Consider the following 18,267-nt stretch of genomic DNA (forward strand, 5'->3'; position numbering starts at 1 on the left):
TCGCCACCGCCGCTGTTGGAGCGGTTGATCGAAGATGCACAGAAGATCCACCAGCAACGACCGATCTTACAAGAGACGCTCGCTACCGCTACGCAACCGAGGTGTGAGTCTTAGCTAAAGACGAATGCCCCTACGAGTACTACGCGGCAGGCCCGTCGAGAGTGACCGCCGAGGACGGCATCCATCAATGCGTCCACTGTGACACGAGCGGCGGCGACGAGACGTACACGTTCTGTCCGAACTGCGGGGCAATCGCCTGCTCCAGCCACATCAAAACGGAGCGGCTGGAAGGCGAGCCGGTCTGTACGGGCTGTGCGGTGACGGAACGGTTCGCGCTGAAGACGAAGTACTTCTACGACGAGGAGAATCTCGAAGCGTTCCGCGAGGAGTACGCCGCGATGCCGCTTCACAAGAAGGCGATGGAGAACAAGTGGCTGGCCGGGGGAAGCGTTGTCGCGACGCTGCTGGTCGTCGTCGGACTACTCGTCATCGGCGGCATCATCTGAGCGGGCTAAGCGTTCACGCCGGCTCAGCGACCAGCTCTTCGAGCGCGTGCTCAAGCGGGCCGTGGAACTGCCAGCTGGCCCGCTCGAAGGCTTCCTCGGTCGGACCATCCCAGCGCGGGAAGGCGGAGTGACCACTCACCTTGACGGTCCACTCGGACGGCTCCTCGAACGGGTTCCGGTTCGGGAGCTCGACGACGTAGAGATACTCCTCGTCGCCGTGAATGCCGTCGGCTGGGTTCTCGACGCCGTGTCCGAGTAGGAACATCGGCTGGTCGAGGTGCTCCATATTGTCCGGCTCGAGGAGATCCGAGGGGTGGTCAGCGTGGATGCTCCGATCACGCCCTTCGTCCACGTAGAGGGTCATCGTCGAGAGCGTGTCGAGGAAGAGGAACTGGGCAGCGGCGTACGCAGGCCCGCGCTCTGTTCGTGTCTCGTCGAGCAGCTCCTTCAGCTGGACAAGGTCACGGAGGACGCCGTCGGGATAGCCATCCGAGTGACGGTAGATCTGTGCGATGCGGTCGGTTTCGGACTGTTCGTCTGCGGGCTCGCTCCGTTGGATGAATCGGAGTTGACTTCGTGTGGACATCGATCACCGCCGACGCGTGTGCGCCGGCACCCATCGCCGGCGCAGAAACAAACCCTACAGACTCATGGTGAGTGGCCGAAAGTTTGTAAATTGACTGAGGAGATTAGGTTCTACAACGAGTAGCTCTATAGTCCGAACGTTCGAGCGTCCATTTATAATCCAGTTCCACAAGCAGAATAGTATAGGATGTGCATCGACTTCGGGGAACTCCGCGATCTAGAACTCGAACACGAAGAGCAACGGGAGTGGTGGGAAGCCAATCGCCAAGAGCTAACTAGAAGCCAGAAAGACAAACTGTTCCACTGGATCTTCGACGAACAACCCTTCCATTACCGTTGGCTAGTAATAGAACTCTCCCTAGATAATCTCGAGAACCCACCGAGACTCGTTGACGATTTCCAACGACTAGCACCTCATATCGATGGAGACCTTGCTTGGCGAGAATTCTACGACGCATTCAGAAGCCGAGTGGAAGGGCATGAAGACTTGATGTGGGACATCTACGAGCACCTCATTGAAACGGACGATGAGTGGTTAACGTGGATGGCCGGAGTAGTACTGGCTCAATTACCAGAGGATCAAATGCGCGAAATCACGCTCGATCTCCTCCATGCGGACGAAGGTACAAAGGTGCGGGCTGGACTCCAAGCAACACTTGAGCAGTATCAGGAGCAGGAACTACCTGAGGAGTATATTTCAGTATTTCGTGGATTGGCATTAGATTCGGAATCCGCGACGTTACAGGAATTGATCAGGGCAAATGTCGTCCTCTTCGAGGAAAACAACCAACTTTGGGATATGACGGTGGACATTGCGGAGCGTAACCCAGAAACGATTCCCCAGATCAGCCGACGCTTTGCGAGCAAAATCGAGAATGAACATCTTGAGGAGTACATCCAGATTCTCAAACACGGAATTGAAAACGGCCAAGACGTAGACTTAGCGCACGCAAACCAGTTCCTTCAATCCAACTTCGCCAATGAAACCGAAACCTTGGCAGAGTTCACTATTTGGCTCGACAACCGAGATGCACTGACTTCAAATCGGTTGGCGGAGGATGTCTCCCGGGAAAACCCCGAGTATCTCCCAGAACTCTTCAGTCGGCTCGACGACTACGAACACCCGCTCAAAGGACAGTTTTCGTTTATTCATGCAGGCAGATCCAGACCGGCCGAACTCGTACAGCTCATCCTCGAAGAATATGACGAAGAGAAATCAGTGTTCTACCTCGAACTGCTACGAAAGGCGCTCGGTGAATTATTTGAGCACGAGGACACGCATCTTTCCACCGTCGAGGACATTTACGAGTTCTTGGTTGAACATTTTTCTAGCGAACAATTCGTACACGCGCTCGACCGTGACCGACTAAATCTGGATGATCCGGACGTATACGATGAGGAAAGAGCTCTTGGGACGCTTCGGGAGTTCCTCATCGAATTGCACACCATCCGGGATTTTGACGATGAACTCTTGGAAACGCTCGATGAATATGAGTCGCTGTCAGGCCACTTTTATGATCTCGTGGGAACCAGGATAGAAACGGGCAGGCCACATCCCTTCCTGTATCTACTCCGGGACGAAAGGAAGGAACTTGATTTCCTTGAGAACAACTGGGACCGGATACCCCAGGACAAGCGTGACGATCTGCTAGCCAGCACCGGTTTCTACGATTTTCTCTCCGAAATTATGTTCTATCTCCACTTGGACAACCAAAATGTGGCGTTCGAGCCGGAGGTCCCGTTACATGATTGGCAGACGGATGAGCCGAAGGGAAACGTCGACTTGGTGGTCGACGACATCTTCATCGATATTTACCGGCCTGAAGCATGGACCCCCCTAGCCTTGTCGAACCGGGGTAGGTTCATTCCGAATAACGCCGAGAGCAAAATCCTGGGTAAGTTCAAGAGTAAATTCCTCGGGACACGGGAAATGGCCGAGAATCCGTGTTTCATCGCTCTCGATATCGACCGGTCCGAGATTGATCGTGAGCAAGTTGTGGCAGCGCTCCTCGGCTCGATGCAGGTGAGAATCTATTATGACGAGGAGACGGGAGAGACCGTTGGCGAGGACTACGTTAGAAACACAGATGAACGTCTCGAAGGCGACTATTATCTGTTAGATAAGCATCTCAATGGGGTCATCTGGTACGAGACAGACCTCGTTGAAGAAGAAGATGGAGTTATGCCTGCTCTGGATCTTGGTGTTGTCCCGAATCCGGAACATGAAGACGGAGAGAGTAATTTCGAAATTTGTCAGAAGCTTGAGCGTTCGCTTACTGAGGGTAGCTGAGGAGATCCCGCCTCATATCGGGCTTGAAAGTGCCCATTCAAGTTACCAGGCCTTGGTTTGTTGGCTAAATTGGGGTTACTAAGTTCCTGCCCTCTATTCAGCAAGATTGCTGAGAATCATTACCTACTGCCGATTTCGTCAAGGTCACTATGCGAGATGCGACACCTCTGATGGTTCCTCGACGTCGTCGAACTCGCCACGCTCCACAGGTTCCCAGTCCTCACCCGGCTCTGGACTCCACCAGTCGACCTTGTAGGCGCCCGGTGCGCCGAGGATCTTCACGCGGGCCGACCCATCAGGCAGGTCGCGGCGCAGTTTCTCGTCGACGTGTAGGTTCCAGGTCGTGGTAGAATCGAAGCAGGCGAGCACGGCTTTCTCGTAGCCCCGTGACTCTCGGGATTCCTGGAGTTCGACCTGGGTGTTGCAGTTCTTGCAGAACACCCCCTCGAAGGGGATGTGAGTGAAGACCTCCTGCCCGCAGACGGGGCACCAGAGGAACTCGAACAGTGCCTCACTGTGTCGGTCAAGTACTTCGAGGGTCATTGGTTGACTAACCCGGTCGTCCCGGGCCACCACCTCGTGCCCGGCGAAAAAACAGCGCCCAGCGCTCACCCACTCACCGTTCGGCGCCGTAGACGATGCGTGAGGGGGCTTCGTATCCACAGTCGGGGCATTCGTACCACCGCTGGACTTTCGCCCCGTCTGCTACCTTCTCGCCGACGCGAACGTCGTCGTTCGGACACTCCGGGCAGTTGAGGTCCGGTGCGGGCCGCTCCCGGGGCTCGTCACGGAACGACGTCGCATTCTTCGTCTCGTATCCTCGCGACCACACGGGGTAGCCGTCGACGAGAATCACTCCGCGCCATTTGTACCGGTAGGAGTCCGGGGCTCGATGCAGGACGGCTCGCGCACCGGTCTCGGTGTTCCGATACGCGAGTGTCGGCGAGCGGCTCTCGCGTCGCCAATTGGTGATGGGAGGCATTATTCAGAAGTGGACGTCAGCGGGTACGATCCAGAGCTCTTCACTCTCCTCGAGGAGTCGATCCAGTTGTCCACGGTGGCGAATGCCGGTTCCGTGTTCGGTGTACAGGAAGATCGTCGGGCCGTCGTACGCACCGACCTTGTGGAAGGCGTGCCGGGCGAGGTCCTCGTCGCGCATGATCTCCTCGTCGGAGAGTTCGTCGATGGCCTCTTTCACCCGGTCGAGATTACGCTCGAATTCCTCCATCGTCGCTTCCCAGCCACGCTCGAGCAGGTCTTCGCCGTCATCAGAGTCGACGGGGGCTGCAGTCGGCAGCTCTCCCCATCGCGCCTTCCCCGCAACGGACGTGTCCTCCTCGTCGAAACAGACGTAGTAATCGAAGACGGCGCCGGCGTGTGGGTCCGCGCCGACTAGGCGGTCGAACACCGTCTTTCCGGTGGCCAGCGCGTCGTCGTGCGTCGATGCCTCTACCAGTGCGTAAATCACCATATGCATCTCGAACACCTCGAAACGCCGACGCACCGGGAATCGTTGCTCGCTCCAGCTGCGCCGGCACCCATCGCCGGCGCTCGAAAAACTCTCCTCGTGACGGCGGATTCTTAGGATTCGTCCGCTCGTTCGACAGTGATGGTCAGGTCGCCCGATTCGTAGTCGGCCTCGAAGTCGACCGCGAACGCGTCCGACTCGTAGGCGGCGTGGTAAGCACGGTGGCGTTCGAGCGAGCCTGTCGCCTTGAAGTGGAAGAATGCGGCCGCCGTGTAGGGCTTGCTCTGTGTTTCGACCTGCGACTCGACGGATGCGGGGAGCGCGATCTGGGGTGTGTCCGTGTCGATACTCGCAGCGAACTCCTTCGCTTCCTCGACGGTTGCTTGCGAATGTGCCGGTGTCTCGCCGGTGAGCACGTTCACCGGAGTTTCTGTCTCGTCGGTGAATAGGACGTCTTCGAAGGTGTGTGTTCCGAGGATCGCTTCGGGGTCCAACTCGCAGTCGTGAAACGGGTCGTCCTCTGAGGTCATCGAATCACGAGCCTACGGCGGGGCTCACCCATTCCGACCCCTGAAAAACAGCAGTTGCCACGAAGCAGATCGACCTAGGAGTGGTTCAGGCTCGCCTTCTCGAAGGGTGACTCTCCGGTCGGAATGAGCAGTTCCTGTCGGTCTCCGACTCGCTCGGCCAGCTTCCGTTTCAGGTACTGTCTCGCCGTCGACGGTCGAACCTCGCCGGCGAGGTAGCCGTCGACGGAATCTACCCCGAGGCTATTGGCCATAACGTGTGAACGGGCGGAGACACCACCAACATCAAGCGGTATGATAGTGATGGATTCACGAAAAGTGGCCTCGAGAAACGATAGTACGTGTTACCGGAAGACGTCGTTTCGATAATCGATATCGTCTGTGTCCTCGACCAGTTGGCCTGATGGGGCGATTCGGGACTGAGTCCAGGAGTTGGTCTCTTTGCCCGGGAGTTCTCGGGTCTTGCCACCACGCTCCCGAAGGACGTGAATCGAGGCGATCAGATTACACCATTGGGCATAGGTAAACGCCACATCGGCGCCCTCCGTCTCGCTTCCGAGGCGGAACGACCCGATCTGGGCGTCCGGACTGACACCCTCCAGGTCGGTGCCGTTAGAAACGATTTCTAAGGAAAGTCGCTTTTCGTGGTGTGTAGCGTACGACGGGCGAGGTTTCGCACTCGTCGGGAAGTCAAGGTCCGCAACGGACTCGGCCGCAACGTCAGTCTCCGGGAGTACGTTGTTGTCTATCCATTCGATATCCGGGTCCGGGCCTCTGAGGCTTATCTCGATACGGGTGTAGTCATCGTACAAGCTCGTTTTTACGAACCCCTTGCCGGGGACCATCACCGACTCCAGGTCCTGTATGGCGGTGAGATTAGCCAGCAAGTTGTCGATCTCCTCCCCCGTAAACCAGATGTACCCACCGTAATTCCGTCCGAAGTTGAACAAGAGAGTATCCGTCTCTCGGTAGTAGTCGACCAGTAATTCCACGTAGCCCGTTTCCATCTCGTGCTGGCTTGCGACCGAGCCCTCCAGCACATAGATGCGACTGCCGGACTTCTCCACCTCTTCGGTGAGTTCCGAGAGTGGCTCGCGGGTCTCCGCTTGTGCGTCAAGCGTGTCGGGTACCTGCCAGGGGTTCTCAGTCAAGACATCTTGGGCGTAGGCGATCGGGTCGGAGTACTTGAGCCGGTCTGCTTCTTCCTCCGTGATATATGGAGAGACAACCTCCCCGATCTCAGACGGAAACCGATCACCATAGCCAGTTTTCCGTTGTTGGTGTGTCTCCATGTATCCGTCATACGCGGGGACACGGTCGGTTGGTGTTCTGCAAATCTCGCTGTGGCCGTCCTCAGTGACGAGTATGATCCCGACATCCGCGAGGTCGGAATTGCCCTCAACTAACTCCGTCGCCCGCTCTTCGAGGCTCGCAGGAACGGCAAGGTAGAGCTGTGAGACCGTCTCCGTCTGCAAGAATTGGGTCAGCTGCTCGTGAACAGACGTTGGCGAGAACGAGCCTTCGCCTTTGGCCTCGACGCCAATGATCTTGTTCTCCTCGGGGTGTTCGAGTGCGTCGGTTGGGTTCCTACTTCCTTCGAAGGCGATCAGATCGATTGGCCGGTACGGTTGATCCGAGCTGAGTGTGTTCGGGATATGTCCCTCCGGGATACCGCCCAGCGACTGCCAGATGGAGTGTTGAATCCAAGGCTCTTCGCGACGGGCGAACGTCACCCCACCAGCACTCTCGAGAGGCGCCCCGTCGTGGGTAATCTCCGGCGTGGGGGCGTCCATAGCCCCTAGAAGGTCATATGGTTCGACGTCCGGCACATGAATCACACCGACCTCCGGGAACGAGACCGCTCGAGAGATACGCTGTACCGCCTCATCCAATGGGATGGGGCCTTTGCTGGAGAGAAATAGCGTCACATAGTCCAAGACGGTTTGGCTCCCGATTTTCTGGTTCAGTATCTCATCGGGGAGTGCTTGTTCGATCGCTGAGCGGGCCTCTTCTTCGGTGTAGTGTCCAGCGTTGATCGCCCCTGCCATCCGTTTTCGAACTTGACTCAGTTCGTTGACGTCGAATGATGTCGTATCAGTCGTATCGAGTTCGGCGGCCGAGGCGATGAAGAGCCGATCGAGTTTCCCACTCTCAACGTATCGGTGGAGCTGTTCGGTCCGATAAGCGCCCGTCTTGACTTCGATACCCCACAGCTCCCCGTTATCCGTTTCCGCGACGAGGTCGATCCGTCCGGTCCCGAGCTCCACCTCCGCATCAACCGTCATCCCCTTGTCCCGCTCGAGCCAGTCCCATACCCGCTGGCGGAGTAGTTCCTCGCCGAATTCAGCCATGCCCGTAAGTACGCAGCTGCGTATTTAAGTCGAACTGTGGAGTAGTCTACTAATTGTTAGATATGGCTGTAGTGTCCTGGGCATGTATGGAAGAAGCATCCTGTACGACGGGTTCATGGGCCTGAATCCAGCAGTTCGCGTGCCGAACCGGTCCTCAAGAGGGGCGCCGTTGAAGTGTCCTCCATGGGAATCTCGGCGAGCCGGTCAAGAGCAAGTGATTTGAGGTCGTTAGCCGTAATCGTAGCGTCTGGTTCTTCGAGGATCACAACCGAATGAACCAAACATCTCCTCAATCAGCTACTGATTCAGCTGTCACACTACAGCGGAGAAGTACCTACAACGCTACTCGTCGATCGGGTCGGGGGAACTGAGGTCCGCGTGGAGGACTTCGCCGTCGCGAACGACGTACCGCTTGGCCAGGACTGGGAAGCGGCACTTGGTGAACCCCGCCGTCTGGATATCGAGTTCCTCGTCAGCTTCGAGGTGGTCGGCGAGTTCTCGCAGGAATTCGTGGGTCACGATCCCGCCCTCGTAGTCCGGCAGGCCGTTCTCCCGCGCCTCGTACACCTCGAAGTCGTCGTACCCCCAGATGGTGAGCTCTCCGTCTTCGGTCACCTCCCAGTCGAGCGTCCCGAAGCAGTAGCTCTCACAGAGCTCGCGGACTGCCTGCGGATCCGATACGATCGCGCCAGTCGACGTAGTCGCAGCTTGCAGTGTCGCCATGTCTGGACTTCACGGGGTCGCCCCCGCACCCCTCTCGGGGGCGATAAACCGACGCGAGAGTTGCCTCCCTGGTCGTGGCCGGGGACTCCAGTTAGGAATCTGCGTGGGCGTCCGCCCCGGCTCCGTCGCCCGGCCGCGTGAGAAGGCTCACCTCTTCTAGGAGGTCTCTCGCGGTCTCGACTCGCTCTCGATCCGCGTCGTCCAATCGGTCGACGTCCAGTCGATTGAGATTGCTGAGTATACGATGCATCCGGTAGCCCTGTTTGAACTCTTGCTCCATCGGAAGCGCCTCACCACTCGCCGGCGCGGAAAGACACCCCATCGAGACTGGCGTCGGGCTTGCAGGAGCTCGCTGCCTTAACCAACGAACCTCGACGCTACTCGCAGGGTGTTGGTTAATCGACGCCCAGCACTGGCGCTACTCGAGACTGGGTCCGTAGCGAGCCGATCCACACACCCGGCACTCCCAGATCGGTTGCCCCGTCCACGCCTCATCCGGGACCGACTCGTGGGTCTTGAACCGATGGTCGGTCGCCCGTCCACAGGTTTGACAGTCGAGTTCCTGAGTCGTCGGTACCGACGACACCTGGCGATCAGCCGCAGCCTCGCCTCTGGATTCGGTCACCGCCATCGCTGGAACCAGCCACACCGCGTCGTCGGCGTCGTCGAGGACCGCGTCGAGACGCGACGCGTCGCGGATGCCGTCCCCACGCTGGTCGTAGAGCCGCGTCGGGGCCTGCCCCTGCCGCTCCGACGCTCTCTGCCCGTGCCACCCAGCCCGGTCACGGGCGACACTGAGAAGCCGCTCTCCCTCCTCTGACGACACCTGTACCGCGTCGGGGAGTGAGGGCCATTGCTCGGCCAGCTGGCGCGCCGGCGCCTCGTCGAGGTCGTAGATGAGCGTGTAGTCGTCGACGGCCGGCTCCGCCTCGTTGGCGGAGAGGAGGTTCGCCGCGGCGCCGCCCTTCGCGACGGCGCCGTAGAACGTGGTCGACTCGACGACCAGGTGGACGATGCCGAGGCACGTCGTCGACGCTGCCTCGTTCGTGCTAGTGGCGTCACTCTCGAGATGGTTGCTGAGACAGAACCGGCATTTCGTCTGGCCGTCTGGGACTGAGGCCCCACAGGACCGGCACTCGCCATCGGCGGCCGTCGGCGCATCAGGGTAGCCACCAGCGCTCGTCGCGACGCGTTGCCGCCGGGGGGCACCCTCACAGCCGTCGTCCAGCCTCGTATCCGGAATGTGGGACGCCTCGCCGGTCGGCCGCAGTTCCTCAAAGTCGGAGTAACGACCGTTCATAGGGCAGTCTACAGAGAACATGGCTCGTCTTCGTGTTTAAATCGTAGCGTGGATAGACCGATGTGCAGTACAGACGGAGAGACAGTGGACTGCCTCAGGCGACCCGTTCCTCCAACGTATCCTGGTGTGCCCGAACAGTCGCCTTCGAGGCGTTCGCTACGTCCGCGGCCTCGGATTGCGTCAACCATCGGCCCTCTTCGCGACCGGCCTTGTAGAGGCAGGCCGCGGCGAACCCGGCCGGATGGACGCCCGTCGTGACGCCGCGCTCCTCGGCCTGTTCCGCGAGGGCTCGGGCCCGCTGTCGGATTTCGTCCGGACACTCGAGGTCCGAGGCGAGGCGCGGCACGAACATGCTGGGGGAGACGGGCTCAGCGGGGAGGCCCAGCTCTTCGTTCAGCGTTTTGTACGCGTTCGTGACTCGTGACTCCGCCACGCGGGCCATCTCGCTGACGTCGTCCACCAACCGCGAAAGACCGTTACACCGACAGGCCCCGTAGACGCTGGCCGCGGCGATGGCCTCGATGGACCTGCCACGAAGCAGATCCTCGTTCTGGGCGCTCCGGAAGAGTTGACACGCTTGGTCGCGGACCGAATCGGAGACCTCGAGGGCACTCGCCAACCGGCGCACCTCGCCCAGCCCGTGTGCGAGATTCCGTTCCGCCTTCGACCGCCAGCGCCCACGGGTCTGCTCACGGCGCATCCGCGCGAGTCGCCGTCGCTTCTGCCCCGAGAGTTCGTTCCCCTTCGCGTCGGTACCGCGACCGATCTCCGTCGACAGGCCGCGATCGTGGCGGGCCGCAGTGAGTGGAGCGCCCGTTCGTTCGCACTCCTCGTCGTCGTACGCCCGCCACTCCGGCCCGTGATCGATACGCTGTTCGTTGATGACCAGGCCACAGTCCTCGCAGACCGTTTCGACCGCGTTCGTGGTGACCCGGCCGTCGCACTCGGGACACTGGTTCGCACTGGATTCCGTTCGGACGTCTTCGTCGAATCCGCTCTCGTAGATGTCTCTGGTTGCCATCGTTCTCACCGTGTTCAGGGAACCCGCCAGTACAGCGAGCCCCTCGCCCATTGAGGGGCCGATAGAAACGGATGGTATCGGTACTCCAGTCAACTAGAACACAATCCAGCTGATGTTCTACATATAATGGTAGTAATGGATGTCCAGACTGGTGTTTTGAGCTTCAGCTTCAGCCAGAATGTTCCCAACGGCATCTGAGATTCCGATTGTAACCGGAAGCTTCGTGCAGAAATCCGAAGTGTTCCAGTCCAGTTTCGTGAACGCCAGCATTTCTCGGCACAGCTTCTGTGGCGATGAGTCACTGACCTCTGGATCCGGCTTGACCACGATCGGCTCCGGGATGTTCGAGGCCGGATACGTCGACAAAGCCGGGATGTACCCCTTCGTGTACAGGTAGTGCTCCTCATTGTTCGGTGCGGAGACCATCGTGCCTCGAAGCGCCGGATAAATCCCGGAACTCAAGGCCCGGACTGGGTGCCGCTCTCGGACCGTGACGAAGTCCATCAACTCGATGTTCCCGGCACCTTTGATGAAGCCCTCTCGCTCCTCTTCCCAGAACTCCGACCGCTTGTGAAGCACCAGTCGTCGCGGCTCAGTCTTTTTGTGGCTACGGTAGTGCCTGAGAATCTTCTTTACCAGTTGCTTGGCGTCGTCTTCTGCGAGGTGGTTGTTCCCTGGGCCGTGCTTCTCTCCTTCGACGGGGTCGCCTCGAAGGATGAAGTTCTCCCCTGTCTCCAGGAAGACTTGGGCCATAGCTGTCCGTGTCCGGGATTGGTCTCCGCCTCGCTCTTTGTAGAAGGATATCCCGGCGAAGCACGTTCCGTCCTCCAGATCGGTTAGTTTCCAGGGATGGCCGCGTTGCGCCTTGTACAGTGTTTCAACCGCGATGTTCCATGCGATCTCGGACTTGTCCTGGACGCCCTCACCGCGGAGGGTCTTCGGCTGCATCAGCTGCGTCGGCAACCCGACTTCCATCCCTAGCAGCTTGATCCGGTTGTGGAAGTCGCTGGTCTCTGACTGCATCCGGGCATGGTCCTGGTGGGATGGAGTGCATGCGTCCCACATCGCTTCTGGAATCGCGATGAACACGACGTCAGGCGGCGTTTCCTTGGCGTACAGGACTTCAAGGTTGATCTTGATGATCTCGACCGCTTCTTCCAACCGGTCTTTCCGGCTGCGGATTTGTTTCAGGTCCCGGATCTCGCCTCGAGTAATCGTCTGCCGCCACCGCTTCTGCGTGTTGAACGTGAAGTTCAGCGGCGACCGTTCGCCGAGGCCGGGGAACGGTGGTTTCCACCGCTTCGACTTGTCCTCGTCGGCGGTGATCGCCAGCTCCATGTCCTTGAACAGTTTTTCGAGGCCGCCGAGAGACCGGCCAGACCCGATGTATCCGACGTTGATTACCTGGTGTTCGGATTTGCCGGATGGAGTTCTTGGTCCGTATTTCATCAATCCGACTCGGGGGTCGATGGAGTCCTCGCCGTCAGCGAACATCAAGCCGGGTTCGTCGAGGACTTCGGCGGTGAACTCGTTCATTGGAAATCTCCTAACCACTTGTTCTGCATGGTGCCGTCCCGTTCGTCGGTGTCTTTGGGCGGCCTTTTGTTGACTTCGAGCATCACGGGTTCTGTCCCGATGTCCAGATCGTCCTGTTTGGGGTTGCCGTAGTCCAGGATTTTCCACCAGTGGTTGATCCGACTCCGTGTTTTCCGGTTGTTCCCGTGTCGGCTGGGGCTGAACCTGTCGTGTAACGGTTTGGCTTGTTCCCCGGTGATCCGGTTTTCTTTCCCGTTGGTGGTGAACAGGATAGCTGGTTTCAGGGTGAGGAAGTACTGTCCCGAGTATTCGAGGATGCCGATACGGAGTGAGTGGTGGCGGAAGAAGGGTGATTCGGCCTCATCGTAGTGTTTTGTGACCTGTCGCCCCTCTTCTTTCCGGACCTCCGCTTCGGGGTCTTCGTGTGGGAAGTACAGGTGGTAGTCGTTACGGTAGTTTATCGCGATGCAGCCACGGTCTTCACCCTTGGAGAGGACAACGGCCCGAATCAGCCGTTTCCCAATATCGGCGTTCCCTTGGTCGGCTTCTACCCACGACCGGAACCCGGTCTCCTCGACCGTGTCCGGGTCAATGAACTGTTTGACCGCTCTCGGCATTTCCTCCGGCGGTAACAGGCTATACACCTTGTTCGACTTGAACCACGTCGGTACCGTGAATGGGCGTAGCTTGAATGCAACCTCTTGTGTCGCGCCCTCCACCTGGTCTCCGATGTACAGAGTTTCAGGGTACTCTGTTATCTCGACGAGGTTGGTGGTCAGCTCTGACCTGTCGGTGATGGGTTCGGCTTCACGCTGGAAGAAGTCGGGTTTGAACCGGTCGTCTTTCTCGAACTCCTCGATCTTCATCAAGAGCGAGTCGTAGTCGGCCTGGTAGACGTGGGTGTCACTCAGGAACTCCTCGAAATCGTCCATCGAATAGCTCTTAATCTTCTGTCGATGCTCGTCCGAGAGTTTGTCGTTCTCGCAGACCCGGTCGTAGAACTCCTGGATTGCCTCGTCGGTCTGCTTGGTGACGTCGAAAATCTTCTGCCACTCTTTGAAGTTCTCGAGGTTCCGCCCGAAGATGGCCACGTCGAACCGTTTCTCAGGAGACCGGTCCATGTAGTGGAGGAAGTACTTCCCCATCTCCTCGAGGAATTTCTTCCCGTGACGGCGCTGGTCTGTCCACTTGAGCTCGACCCAGACCTCTCGGTCACCCCTGATCTCTGGGAGTTCGTATTTCTGGTCGACAAGCCCGCCATGGGTGGGCGATGTTTCCGTGATGTAGTATCCCATCGCCTCCATGTACTCCTGGACCTTGTCACCGTAGATCTCCGAGTTTTTAGCGAGGGCCTCGCGTTCGCCTAGGAGGTTGGTGAGGGCCACGTTATGCCGAACCTCACAATGGAGTACCTAAATCATTTCGTCGCAGTGAACGGTCCGGATTCAGGCCGAGAATTGGATGCCTGGCCACGGTTTTGGGAGTTCCTGATTCAGATTCACTGTTTTCAATACAGTAATTAGAGGTGGTGCTGTTAGCCTCGAATAAGCATGACCTCTACACTGAGCGTAGGTGAGGTAACGGCCCTTCTCTTGGACGAGAGATTCTACTCGAACCCGTTACGCCCCAAAACCTTCTATAAACTACTCTACTTCGCAGACAAGGAACTCAACGACGTCGGATTGGACACGGATATCCAGCACTTCTGGTACAAGTTCGGAACCATGGCGAAGACCGGTGGATCCCCAGTCACGGTAGACTGGAGTGACGATAGCCGAGAAGTCCGTTGTAGCCTTTCAGCTTCTCAGCTCAGCCTCCCCAGGGAGGAAGAGACAAAGGCTCGACTCGCACTCTCTCGAGCACTCAACCGTCTGTACGAACAAAATACGGAGGGGCTGACCGATGACATGTACGAGGACGCGCCTTACGATGTTCAACGCCACTACCGACGACTCGACAAACAGCTCAGTGACGCTATCGACGACAAACCAGATTACCCCGAAGTAGACTCCAGCAGGGAAGCAGTCATCAACACGGTCTTCGATATCATCGATACCTTCCCAGTCGACGACTACCCGTGGCTGGAGCAGGACTTGGATCTCTGGTACTCGGTTGTAAGTGCTGAACTTGATGCCGAAGAGTACCGGCCGCAGAAGGCCCTGAAGGTCTCTGAATTGTTCTGGACCATCTTCTGCATCGACCTCGCCCAACGCGAAAACACCGGGTTGACCCCCGAAGAGATCGCCGAGGAACTAGACACGGAGGACCTCGAAGGCCGACAAGAGGATATCCGGAAGGAACTCGAACTGATAGAGCGAGAACGCTCCCGGCTACACACAGACTTGGAAGAGAACCAAGTAGTGTCCGAAGCCGCTGACGGGGTTGCAATCGCCCTCCTCGGTCTCTCACCCGCCCCCTAACCAACCCCCTCCATGACCCGGTACTTCGTAGACACCAACTGCCTGCTCGGACTCACCTTCATCAAGGACCGGTGGTACCCTGACGCCAAACGATTGTTCGACACCGACAACACGATCTACACCGGGAAGAACGCCGTCTACGAGTACTGTTCCAGCACCGAGGACAACAGTCGGCGTTCCGCCGACATCCGGTTAGACCGGGACGAAGGCCTGTACGGGGAGAAACGGGCGAAGCTCCGGTTGAAACTGAGGCAGTTCGGGAAGATGCTGCAAACCTACAGTGACGACGAGCTCGATATTGAGACGGTGATGGACGAGTACGTCGAGCGGTTCGACATGAAGGAGTCCGAGGAGAAGGAGGTGCGGCCTCGGCTCCAGAAGTACTTTGAGTGGTACTTCGAGAAGGAGGGCGAGCTCACTCGGCGGACAGCTCGGGAAGCTGCTCGGAAGCTGAAGGACGTCTTGATGGAGCGGTCGATCAAGCACAAGGACCAGATCGAGGCCCGTGTCTATCTGGAACCGATGCGAGACCGCGAGTATCCCGACGTTGAGAAGCGGTTGAAGGAATGGCCGGTCCATATGAAGAACAGTGCGGATATCGCGCTGATCTGTGACGCCGTGTTCCTGAAGGAGGAAATCGGTATCAGCCACTTCGTGACCGGCGACTTCACGGACATCTACTCGAATCAGGACTGGATCCATGAGAACCTCGGGTTCAGCGTGCTGTACTTGCTGGAGACGTTCGCGGGTGAGGAAACACCGACCGCCTCAATAGACTTGGGCAATTAGAGTTGTACATAAATCGAATCCTATAATGTCAATTTAACATCAAGTTCTCTAGGTCGTGGCTGCGCGCGCAGCGAAGCGAGCACGGAGCGGAGGGTGGGGCGGCGGGGTCAGGGTCGGTCCGGCACACACCAAAAAAGAAGGGCGACGTGCTCGCCTACTCTTCCCACCACCGACCGCGCTCTGGGAATTCGATCCTGCTCCAGCCCGTGATGGCGATGCTGCACCGCCCCTGGTACCAGTTCTTCTTGACGGCCCGGAACCGGACCGTCTCACCTTCGCCCACGACCGTCTTCCGAGAGGCCTCCCAGATCGTGAACTTGATCTTCCCACTGTCGTCCTCGATCAACCCGACCTGCGAAATCGAGGTATCACTCGGATCCCAGAGTTGCGTGATTTCACCCTCGACCGTCACCTCACCGACCGGGACGTCCGGCACGTCCGCGATGGGCACGATCGCCCCCGGCGCCGCCTTCAACTCCTCGAGGGTCTCCAGCACCGCCTTCGTGACGTCCCGCCTGCGCTGCACCTTCTCGGCCAGCTGCTTCGCGACGACCGCTCTCGACCAGCCGCCCTGCACTTCGTCGCTGATCCGCATTGCCTGCTCGTTGACCTCCGCGAGTTCCTCTTGCGTCAGCTTCTCTCGGGGATCCGTGCGCTCCGACGGCGCCGGCTCGTCACGACCACACTGCTCGCTGACGACCTCTCGCGTGCGCTGCTCACGACCGTCCTGCGTTCCCAGCTCGGCCTGGGCACTGATGCGCTCCAGTTCGGCTTCCCGCGCCCGAATGCGCTCCTCCTGTTCGAGGGTGACACCGTGAATCCGATCCTGGCTCGTGTCCGCGATCCCGTCTGGGTGGTTCGCATCCACCTTCGCTTGGGTCTCCTGCTCGACCGCCGCCTCGAACTCCGGCGTCTCGTCGACGACCGGGAAGCCGTCTTCATCGACCGCCTGACCGCCCGCTTTCTCGAATGCCTGTTCATCGACCGAAACGACCTTTCCGCTAGCGTTGTTACTAGACATTGGTATCACACCAAGATACCACTGAAGGCGCTCACGCGCCGACTCCGCGATGCTCCAACATCGCGGTTTTCCGACGATAACGACCGACAGAACCATCTGCGCGCTCTCGCTCGCGCCTTCGCGAGCGCCCTACCGGGCGCGAGCGAGAGCGCGCCTGCATGAGGTGGCCCCAACCAGCACCGCGCGCCGACCCGCCCGGAGCGAGCGGCCAGCGGAGTAAGCGTGGGGGGTGAGCAGCCACGCCGCGCAACCCCTCGCGCTTACCCGCTGGCGCCGAGGGCACATGCACTTTAGCCCGGAACGGGCGCGGGCGGTGCGGAGAGCGCCCGCACGCCCGGAATGGTCGGTCGCGAGCGACGCGGAGGGCGGCAGCGGCGAGCGGGGCGGGCCGATACGTACACACCTGTCCAGCCGGCCGCATCGCTCGGTGAGCCATCTACAGTCCTGGTGGACTCAGAAAGGGCGAGGCCGCCTCGGCCGTCCCCCGACCCCGCAAGCACCGCAGTCACGAGGCGCGCAGCGGTGGTCTCGGGACGTCGAGCGGCCGAGGGCTTTCGAGGGTCCTCTCCCACCGAATCAGACTAGCACTCAGTCAGCTGTCGCCGGCGACCAGGTCCTCGATGAACCGGAACCCGTTCACGAACGTCACCGAGTCACCGTACCCCTCACTCGCGAGCACGGTTTCGGCTCCCTCGCCGGCCGCGATGTCGGTCGTGTAGATGTACACATCGGTCGTCGTCCCCGCGCTGAGGTGTTGGGCAGCGAGGGCGGCGAGGGCAGTGTCGGCGCGTTCGACCTCGTCGGCGGGTCGGTCGTCGGCGTTCGCGATGTACCGCTGGATACCGTCCATCACCCGCGAGACAACCGGTTCGGAGAACTCGAGCGACGCTGCAACCGTCGCCCAGTCCTCGTCGATCACGGTGTCAATCGGCACTTCCTCGACATCGGGATCGTCGACGGTCAGCTCCTCGTACACCCGTTCAGGCAGGACGAATGTAACGTCGTTCCGGCGAGCGAACCGCCGCACGGCCTGGTACCGGCTGTTCGACGGCTGTCCCATCGCGACGAACAGACCGGTGTCAGCGATGTGGAGCCGGCTCACGCGTCGCTAGTGTCGTCGCCGTCGTCGATGTCTAACTCATCGAGACCAGATCCAGCTTCCTCGATGTCGTAGTGCTCGTGGACGACGGGCCGGAGTGCCTGCAGAATCATCTCCGCAGCTAGCGGGGAGATGTCGAGGTCCTCCGCCATCAGCCGGTGGGTCACCTCGCCGCGTTCGCGGGCGATGGCGTAGGTGAGCGCGGTTGCGAGGCCGGCGACGCCGTGGCGGTCGATGTAGGTGTCGATGTCGGCGTCCGTTTCGCGGCGGCCGACGGCGTCGATCAGCGTCGGCGTGATGGTGTACTCGCGGTCGCCAGCAGCCGTCGTCACGGTCAGGTCGATCTCCCGGGCGGCGTATCGGCGCGGCTGCTCGTCGTCGGTGACGTCGACGACGCCGGCGTCGACGAGCCGGTTGACGTAGCTGTAGGCCGTCCCCTGGGCGAGTTCGAGGTCGTCCATCACGTCCTGGACGGTCGCCTCCCCCTCCCGAGCGAGATACGCGTACAGCTGGGCCAGCTGTGGCCCTTCGAGGAGGTCCGCGACCGAAAGGAAGTCCTGGACGATGTCGCCGTCCGCGCGGTTTGAGGTGCGTGACACGATTCGTTCTTGATTACAGTTTACAGCGAATC

At 59.5% G+C, this 18,267-nt stretch carries 18 protein-coding genes and 2 pseudogenes; 4 read left to right on the forward strand and 16 right to left on the reverse strand.

The window, feature by feature from the left end:
- Positions 1–128: 128 nt before the first annotated feature.
- Positions 129–506 (forward strand): annotated as a pseudogene (locus E2481_RS16165) (restriction endonuclease); the annotation flags it as partial.
- A 13-nt stretch (positions 507–519) separates the two neighbouring features.
- Here E2481_RS16165 and E2481_RS16170 read toward each other — a convergent pair.
- Positions 520–1,092 carry a hypothetical protein gene (locus E2481_RS16170; protein ID WP_136718206.1) on the reverse strand — a complete coding sequence of 191 codons (573 nt, stop codon included), beginning with the start codon at positions 1,090–1,092 and terminating at the stop codon, positions 520–522.
- 186 nt (positions 1,093–1,278) lie between these two features.
- Between E2481_RS16170 and E2481_RS16175 the strand changes: the two genes are divergently transcribed.
- A complete protein-coding gene (locus E2481_RS16175) occupies positions 1,279–3,381 on the forward strand; it encodes a hypothetical protein (protein ID WP_136718207.1) in 2,103 nt (700 codons plus the stop codon).
- A gap of 147 nt (positions 3,382–3,528) precedes the next feature.
- On the opposite strand, the gene E2481_RS16180 is transcribed toward E2481_RS16175, so the two are convergent.
- The 12 genes and pseudogenes from E2481_RS16180 to E2481_RS16230 all read right to left on the reverse strand — a co-directional run bounded on the left by E2481_RS16180 (position 3,529) and on the right by E2481_RS16230 (position 13,692).
- The gene (locus E2481_RS16180) at positions 3,529–3,924 is read right to left on the reverse strand and encodes a DUF7567 family protein (protein WP_136718208.1); all 396 of its coding nucleotides are present in this window, start codon (positions 3,922–3,924) and stop codon (positions 3,529–3,531) included.
- Positions 3,925–3,997: 73 nt separating this feature from the next.
- Entirely contained in the window at positions 3,998–4,363 is a 366-nt protein-coding gene (locus E2481_RS16185; protein WP_136718209.1) for a DUF7568 family protein, read from the reverse strand.
- 3 nt (positions 4,364–4,366) lie between these two features.
- Positions 4,367–4,858: a hypothetical protein gene (locus E2481_RS16190; protein ID WP_136718210.1), complete on the reverse strand. Its 492-nt coding sequence runs from the start codon at positions 4,856–4,858 to the stop codon at positions 4,367–4,369.
- 104 nt (positions 4,859–4,962) lie between these two features.
- The gene (locus E2481_RS16195; protein WP_136718211.1) at positions 4,963–5,379 is read right to left on the reverse strand and encodes a hypothetical protein; all 417 of its coding nucleotides are present in this window, start codon (positions 5,377–5,379) and stop codon (positions 4,963–4,965) included.
- A gap of 74 nt (positions 5,380–5,453) precedes the next feature.
- A pseudogene (locus E2481_RS18770) lies at positions 5,454–5,585 on the reverse strand (DUF6735 family protein); the annotation flags it as partial.
- 135 nt (positions 5,586–5,720) lie between these two features.
- Positions 5,721–7,727 (reverse strand): hypothetical protein, encoded by a 2,007-nt coding sequence (locus tag E2481_RS16200; protein ID WP_136718212.1) that lies wholly within the window; start codon positions 7,725–7,727, stop codon positions 5,721–5,723.
- A gap of 342 nt (positions 7,728–8,069) precedes the next feature.
- Positions 8,070–8,450, reverse strand: a complete 381-nt coding sequence (locus E2481_RS16205) for a hypothetical protein (RefSeq protein ID WP_136718213.1) — start codon at positions 8,448–8,450, stop codon at positions 8,070–8,072.
- 91 nt (positions 8,451–8,541) lie between these two features.
- Positions 8,542–8,730: a hypothetical protein gene (locus E2481_RS16210; protein ID WP_049908471.1), complete on the reverse strand. Its 189-nt coding sequence runs from the start codon at positions 8,728–8,730 to the stop codon at positions 8,542–8,544.
- A 138-nt stretch (positions 8,731–8,868) separates the two neighbouring features.
- Positions 8,869–9,750: a biosurfactant protein 1 gene (locus E2481_RS16215; RefSeq protein WP_136718214.1), complete on the reverse strand. Its 882-nt coding sequence runs from the start codon at positions 9,748–9,750 to the stop codon at positions 8,869–8,871.
- Between the two features lie 94 nt (positions 9,751–9,844).
- On the reverse strand, positions 9,845–10,771 hold the full coding sequence (locus E2481_RS16220; protein WP_136718215.1) for a transcription initiation factor IIB: 927 nt from the start codon (positions 10,769–10,771) through the stop codon (positions 9,845–9,847).
- A gap of 117 nt (positions 10,772–10,888) precedes the next feature.
- Entirely contained in the window at positions 10,889–12,307 is a 1,419-nt protein-coding gene (locus E2481_RS16225; RefSeq protein WP_136718216.1) for an argonaute/piwi family protein, read from the reverse strand.
- Positions 12,304–13,692 (reverse strand): hypothetical protein, encoded by a 1,389-nt coding sequence (locus tag E2481_RS16230; protein WP_136718217.1) that lies wholly within the window; start codon positions 13,690–13,692, stop codon positions 12,304–12,306. The genes E2481_RS16225 and E2481_RS16230 overlap by 4 nt, the downstream gene beginning before the upstream one ends.
- Before the next feature lie 165 nt (positions 13,693–13,857).
- Between E2481_RS16230 and E2481_RS16235 the strand changes: the two genes are divergently transcribed.
- Both E2481_RS16235 and E2481_RS16240 read left to right on the forward strand, forming a co-directional pair.
- A complete protein-coding gene (locus E2481_RS16235; RefSeq protein WP_136718218.1) occupies positions 13,858–14,727 on the forward strand; it encodes a hypothetical protein in 870 nt (289 codons plus the stop codon).
- Between the two features lie 12 nt (positions 14,728–14,739).
- Complete coding sequence (locus tag E2481_RS16240; RefSeq protein WP_136718219.1) at positions 14,740–15,516, forward strand: hypothetical protein; 777 nt, start codon at positions 14,740–14,742, stop codon at positions 15,514–15,516.
- Between the two features lie 154 nt (positions 15,517–15,670).
- Here the strand turns inward: E2481_RS16240 and E2481_RS16245 are convergent, their stop codons facing one another.
- From E2481_RS16245 to E2481_RS16265, 3 genes are all read right to left on the reverse strand, one after another.
- Entirely contained in the window at positions 15,671–16,537 is an 867-nt protein-coding gene (locus E2481_RS16245) for a DNA-binding protein (protein ID WP_136718220.1), read from the reverse strand.
- A gap of 592 nt (positions 16,538–17,129) precedes the next feature.
- Positions 17,130–17,639 (reverse strand): hypothetical protein, encoded by a 510-nt coding sequence (locus E2481_RS16260; protein WP_136718221.1) that lies wholly within the window; start codon positions 17,637–17,639, stop codon positions 17,130–17,132.
- Positions 17,636–18,235 carry a DUF7437 domain-containing protein gene (locus E2481_RS16265; RefSeq protein WP_136718222.1) on the reverse strand — a complete coding sequence of 200 codons (600 nt, stop codon included), beginning with the start codon at positions 18,233–18,235 and terminating at the stop codon, positions 17,636–17,638. Before E2481_RS16265 ends, E2481_RS16260 begins: the two co-directional genes overlap by 4 nt.
- Positions 18,236–18,267: the final 32 nt, after the last annotated feature.

Source organism: Halorientalis salina (assembly GCF_005049285.1).
Classification (GTDB): domain Archaea; phylum Halobacteriota; class Halobacteria; order Halobacteriales; family Haloarculaceae; genus Halorientalis; species Halorientalis salina.

Bases quoted from the DNA above. Each gene is read 5' to 3' on its own strand.
- E2481_RS16200 (WP_136718212.1), bottom strand. From the start codon at position 7,727: ATGGCTGAATTCGGCGAGGAACTACTCCGCCAGCGGGTATGGGACTGG.
- E2481_RS16220 (WP_136718215.1), bottom strand. From the start codon at position 10,771: ATGGCAACCAGAGACATCTACGAGAGCGGATTCGACGAAGACGTCCGA.
- E2481_RS16180 (WP_136718208.1), bottom strand. From the start codon at position 3,924: ATGACCCTCGAAGTACTTGACCGACACAGTGAGGCACTGTTCGAGTTC.
- E2481_RS16240 (WP_136718219.1), top strand. From the start codon at position 14,740: ATGACCCGGTACTTCGTAGACACCAACTGCCTGCTCGGACTCACCTTC.
- E2481_RS16205 (WP_136718213.1), bottom strand. From the start codon at position 8,450: ATGGCGACACTGCAAGCTGCGACTACGTCGACTGGCGCGATCGTATCG.
- E2481_RS16190 (WP_136718210.1), bottom strand. From the start codon at position 4,858: ATGCATATGGTGATTTACGCACTGGTAGAGGCATCGACGCACGACGAC.
- E2481_RS16195 (WP_136718211.1), bottom strand. From the start codon at position 5,379: ATGACCTCAGAGGACGACCCGTTTCACGACTGCGAGTTGGACCCCGAA.
- E2481_RS16185 (WP_136718209.1), bottom strand. From the start codon at position 4,363: ATGCCTCCCATCACCAATTGGCGACGCGAGAGCCGCTCGCCGACACTC.
- E2481_RS16170 (WP_136718206.1), bottom strand. From the start codon at position 1,092: ATGTCCACACGAAGTCAACTCCGATTCATCCAACGGAGCGAGCCCGCA.
- E2481_RS16235 (WP_136718218.1), top strand. From the start codon at position 13,858: ATGACCTCTACACTGAGCGTAGGTGAGGTAACGGCCCTTCTCTTGGAC.
- E2481_RS16175 (WP_136718207.1), top strand. From the start codon at position 1,279: ATGTGCATCGACTTCGGGGAACTCCGCGATCTAGAACTCGAACACGAA.
- E2481_RS16245 (WP_136718220.1), bottom strand. From the start codon at position 16,537: ATGTCTAGTAACAACGCTAGCGGAAAGGTCGTTTCGGTCGATGAACAG.
- E2481_RS16225 (WP_136718216.1), bottom strand. From the start codon at position 12,307: ATGAACGAGTTCACCGCCGAAGTCCTCGACGAACCCGGCTTGATGTTC.
- E2481_RS16210 (WP_049908471.1), bottom strand. From the start codon at position 8,730: ATGGAGCAAGAGTTCAAACAGGGCTACCGGATGCATCGTATACTCAGC.
- E2481_RS16215 (WP_136718214.1), bottom strand. From the start codon at position 9,750: ATGAACGGTCGTTACTCCGACTTTGAGGAACTGCGGCCGACCGGCGAG.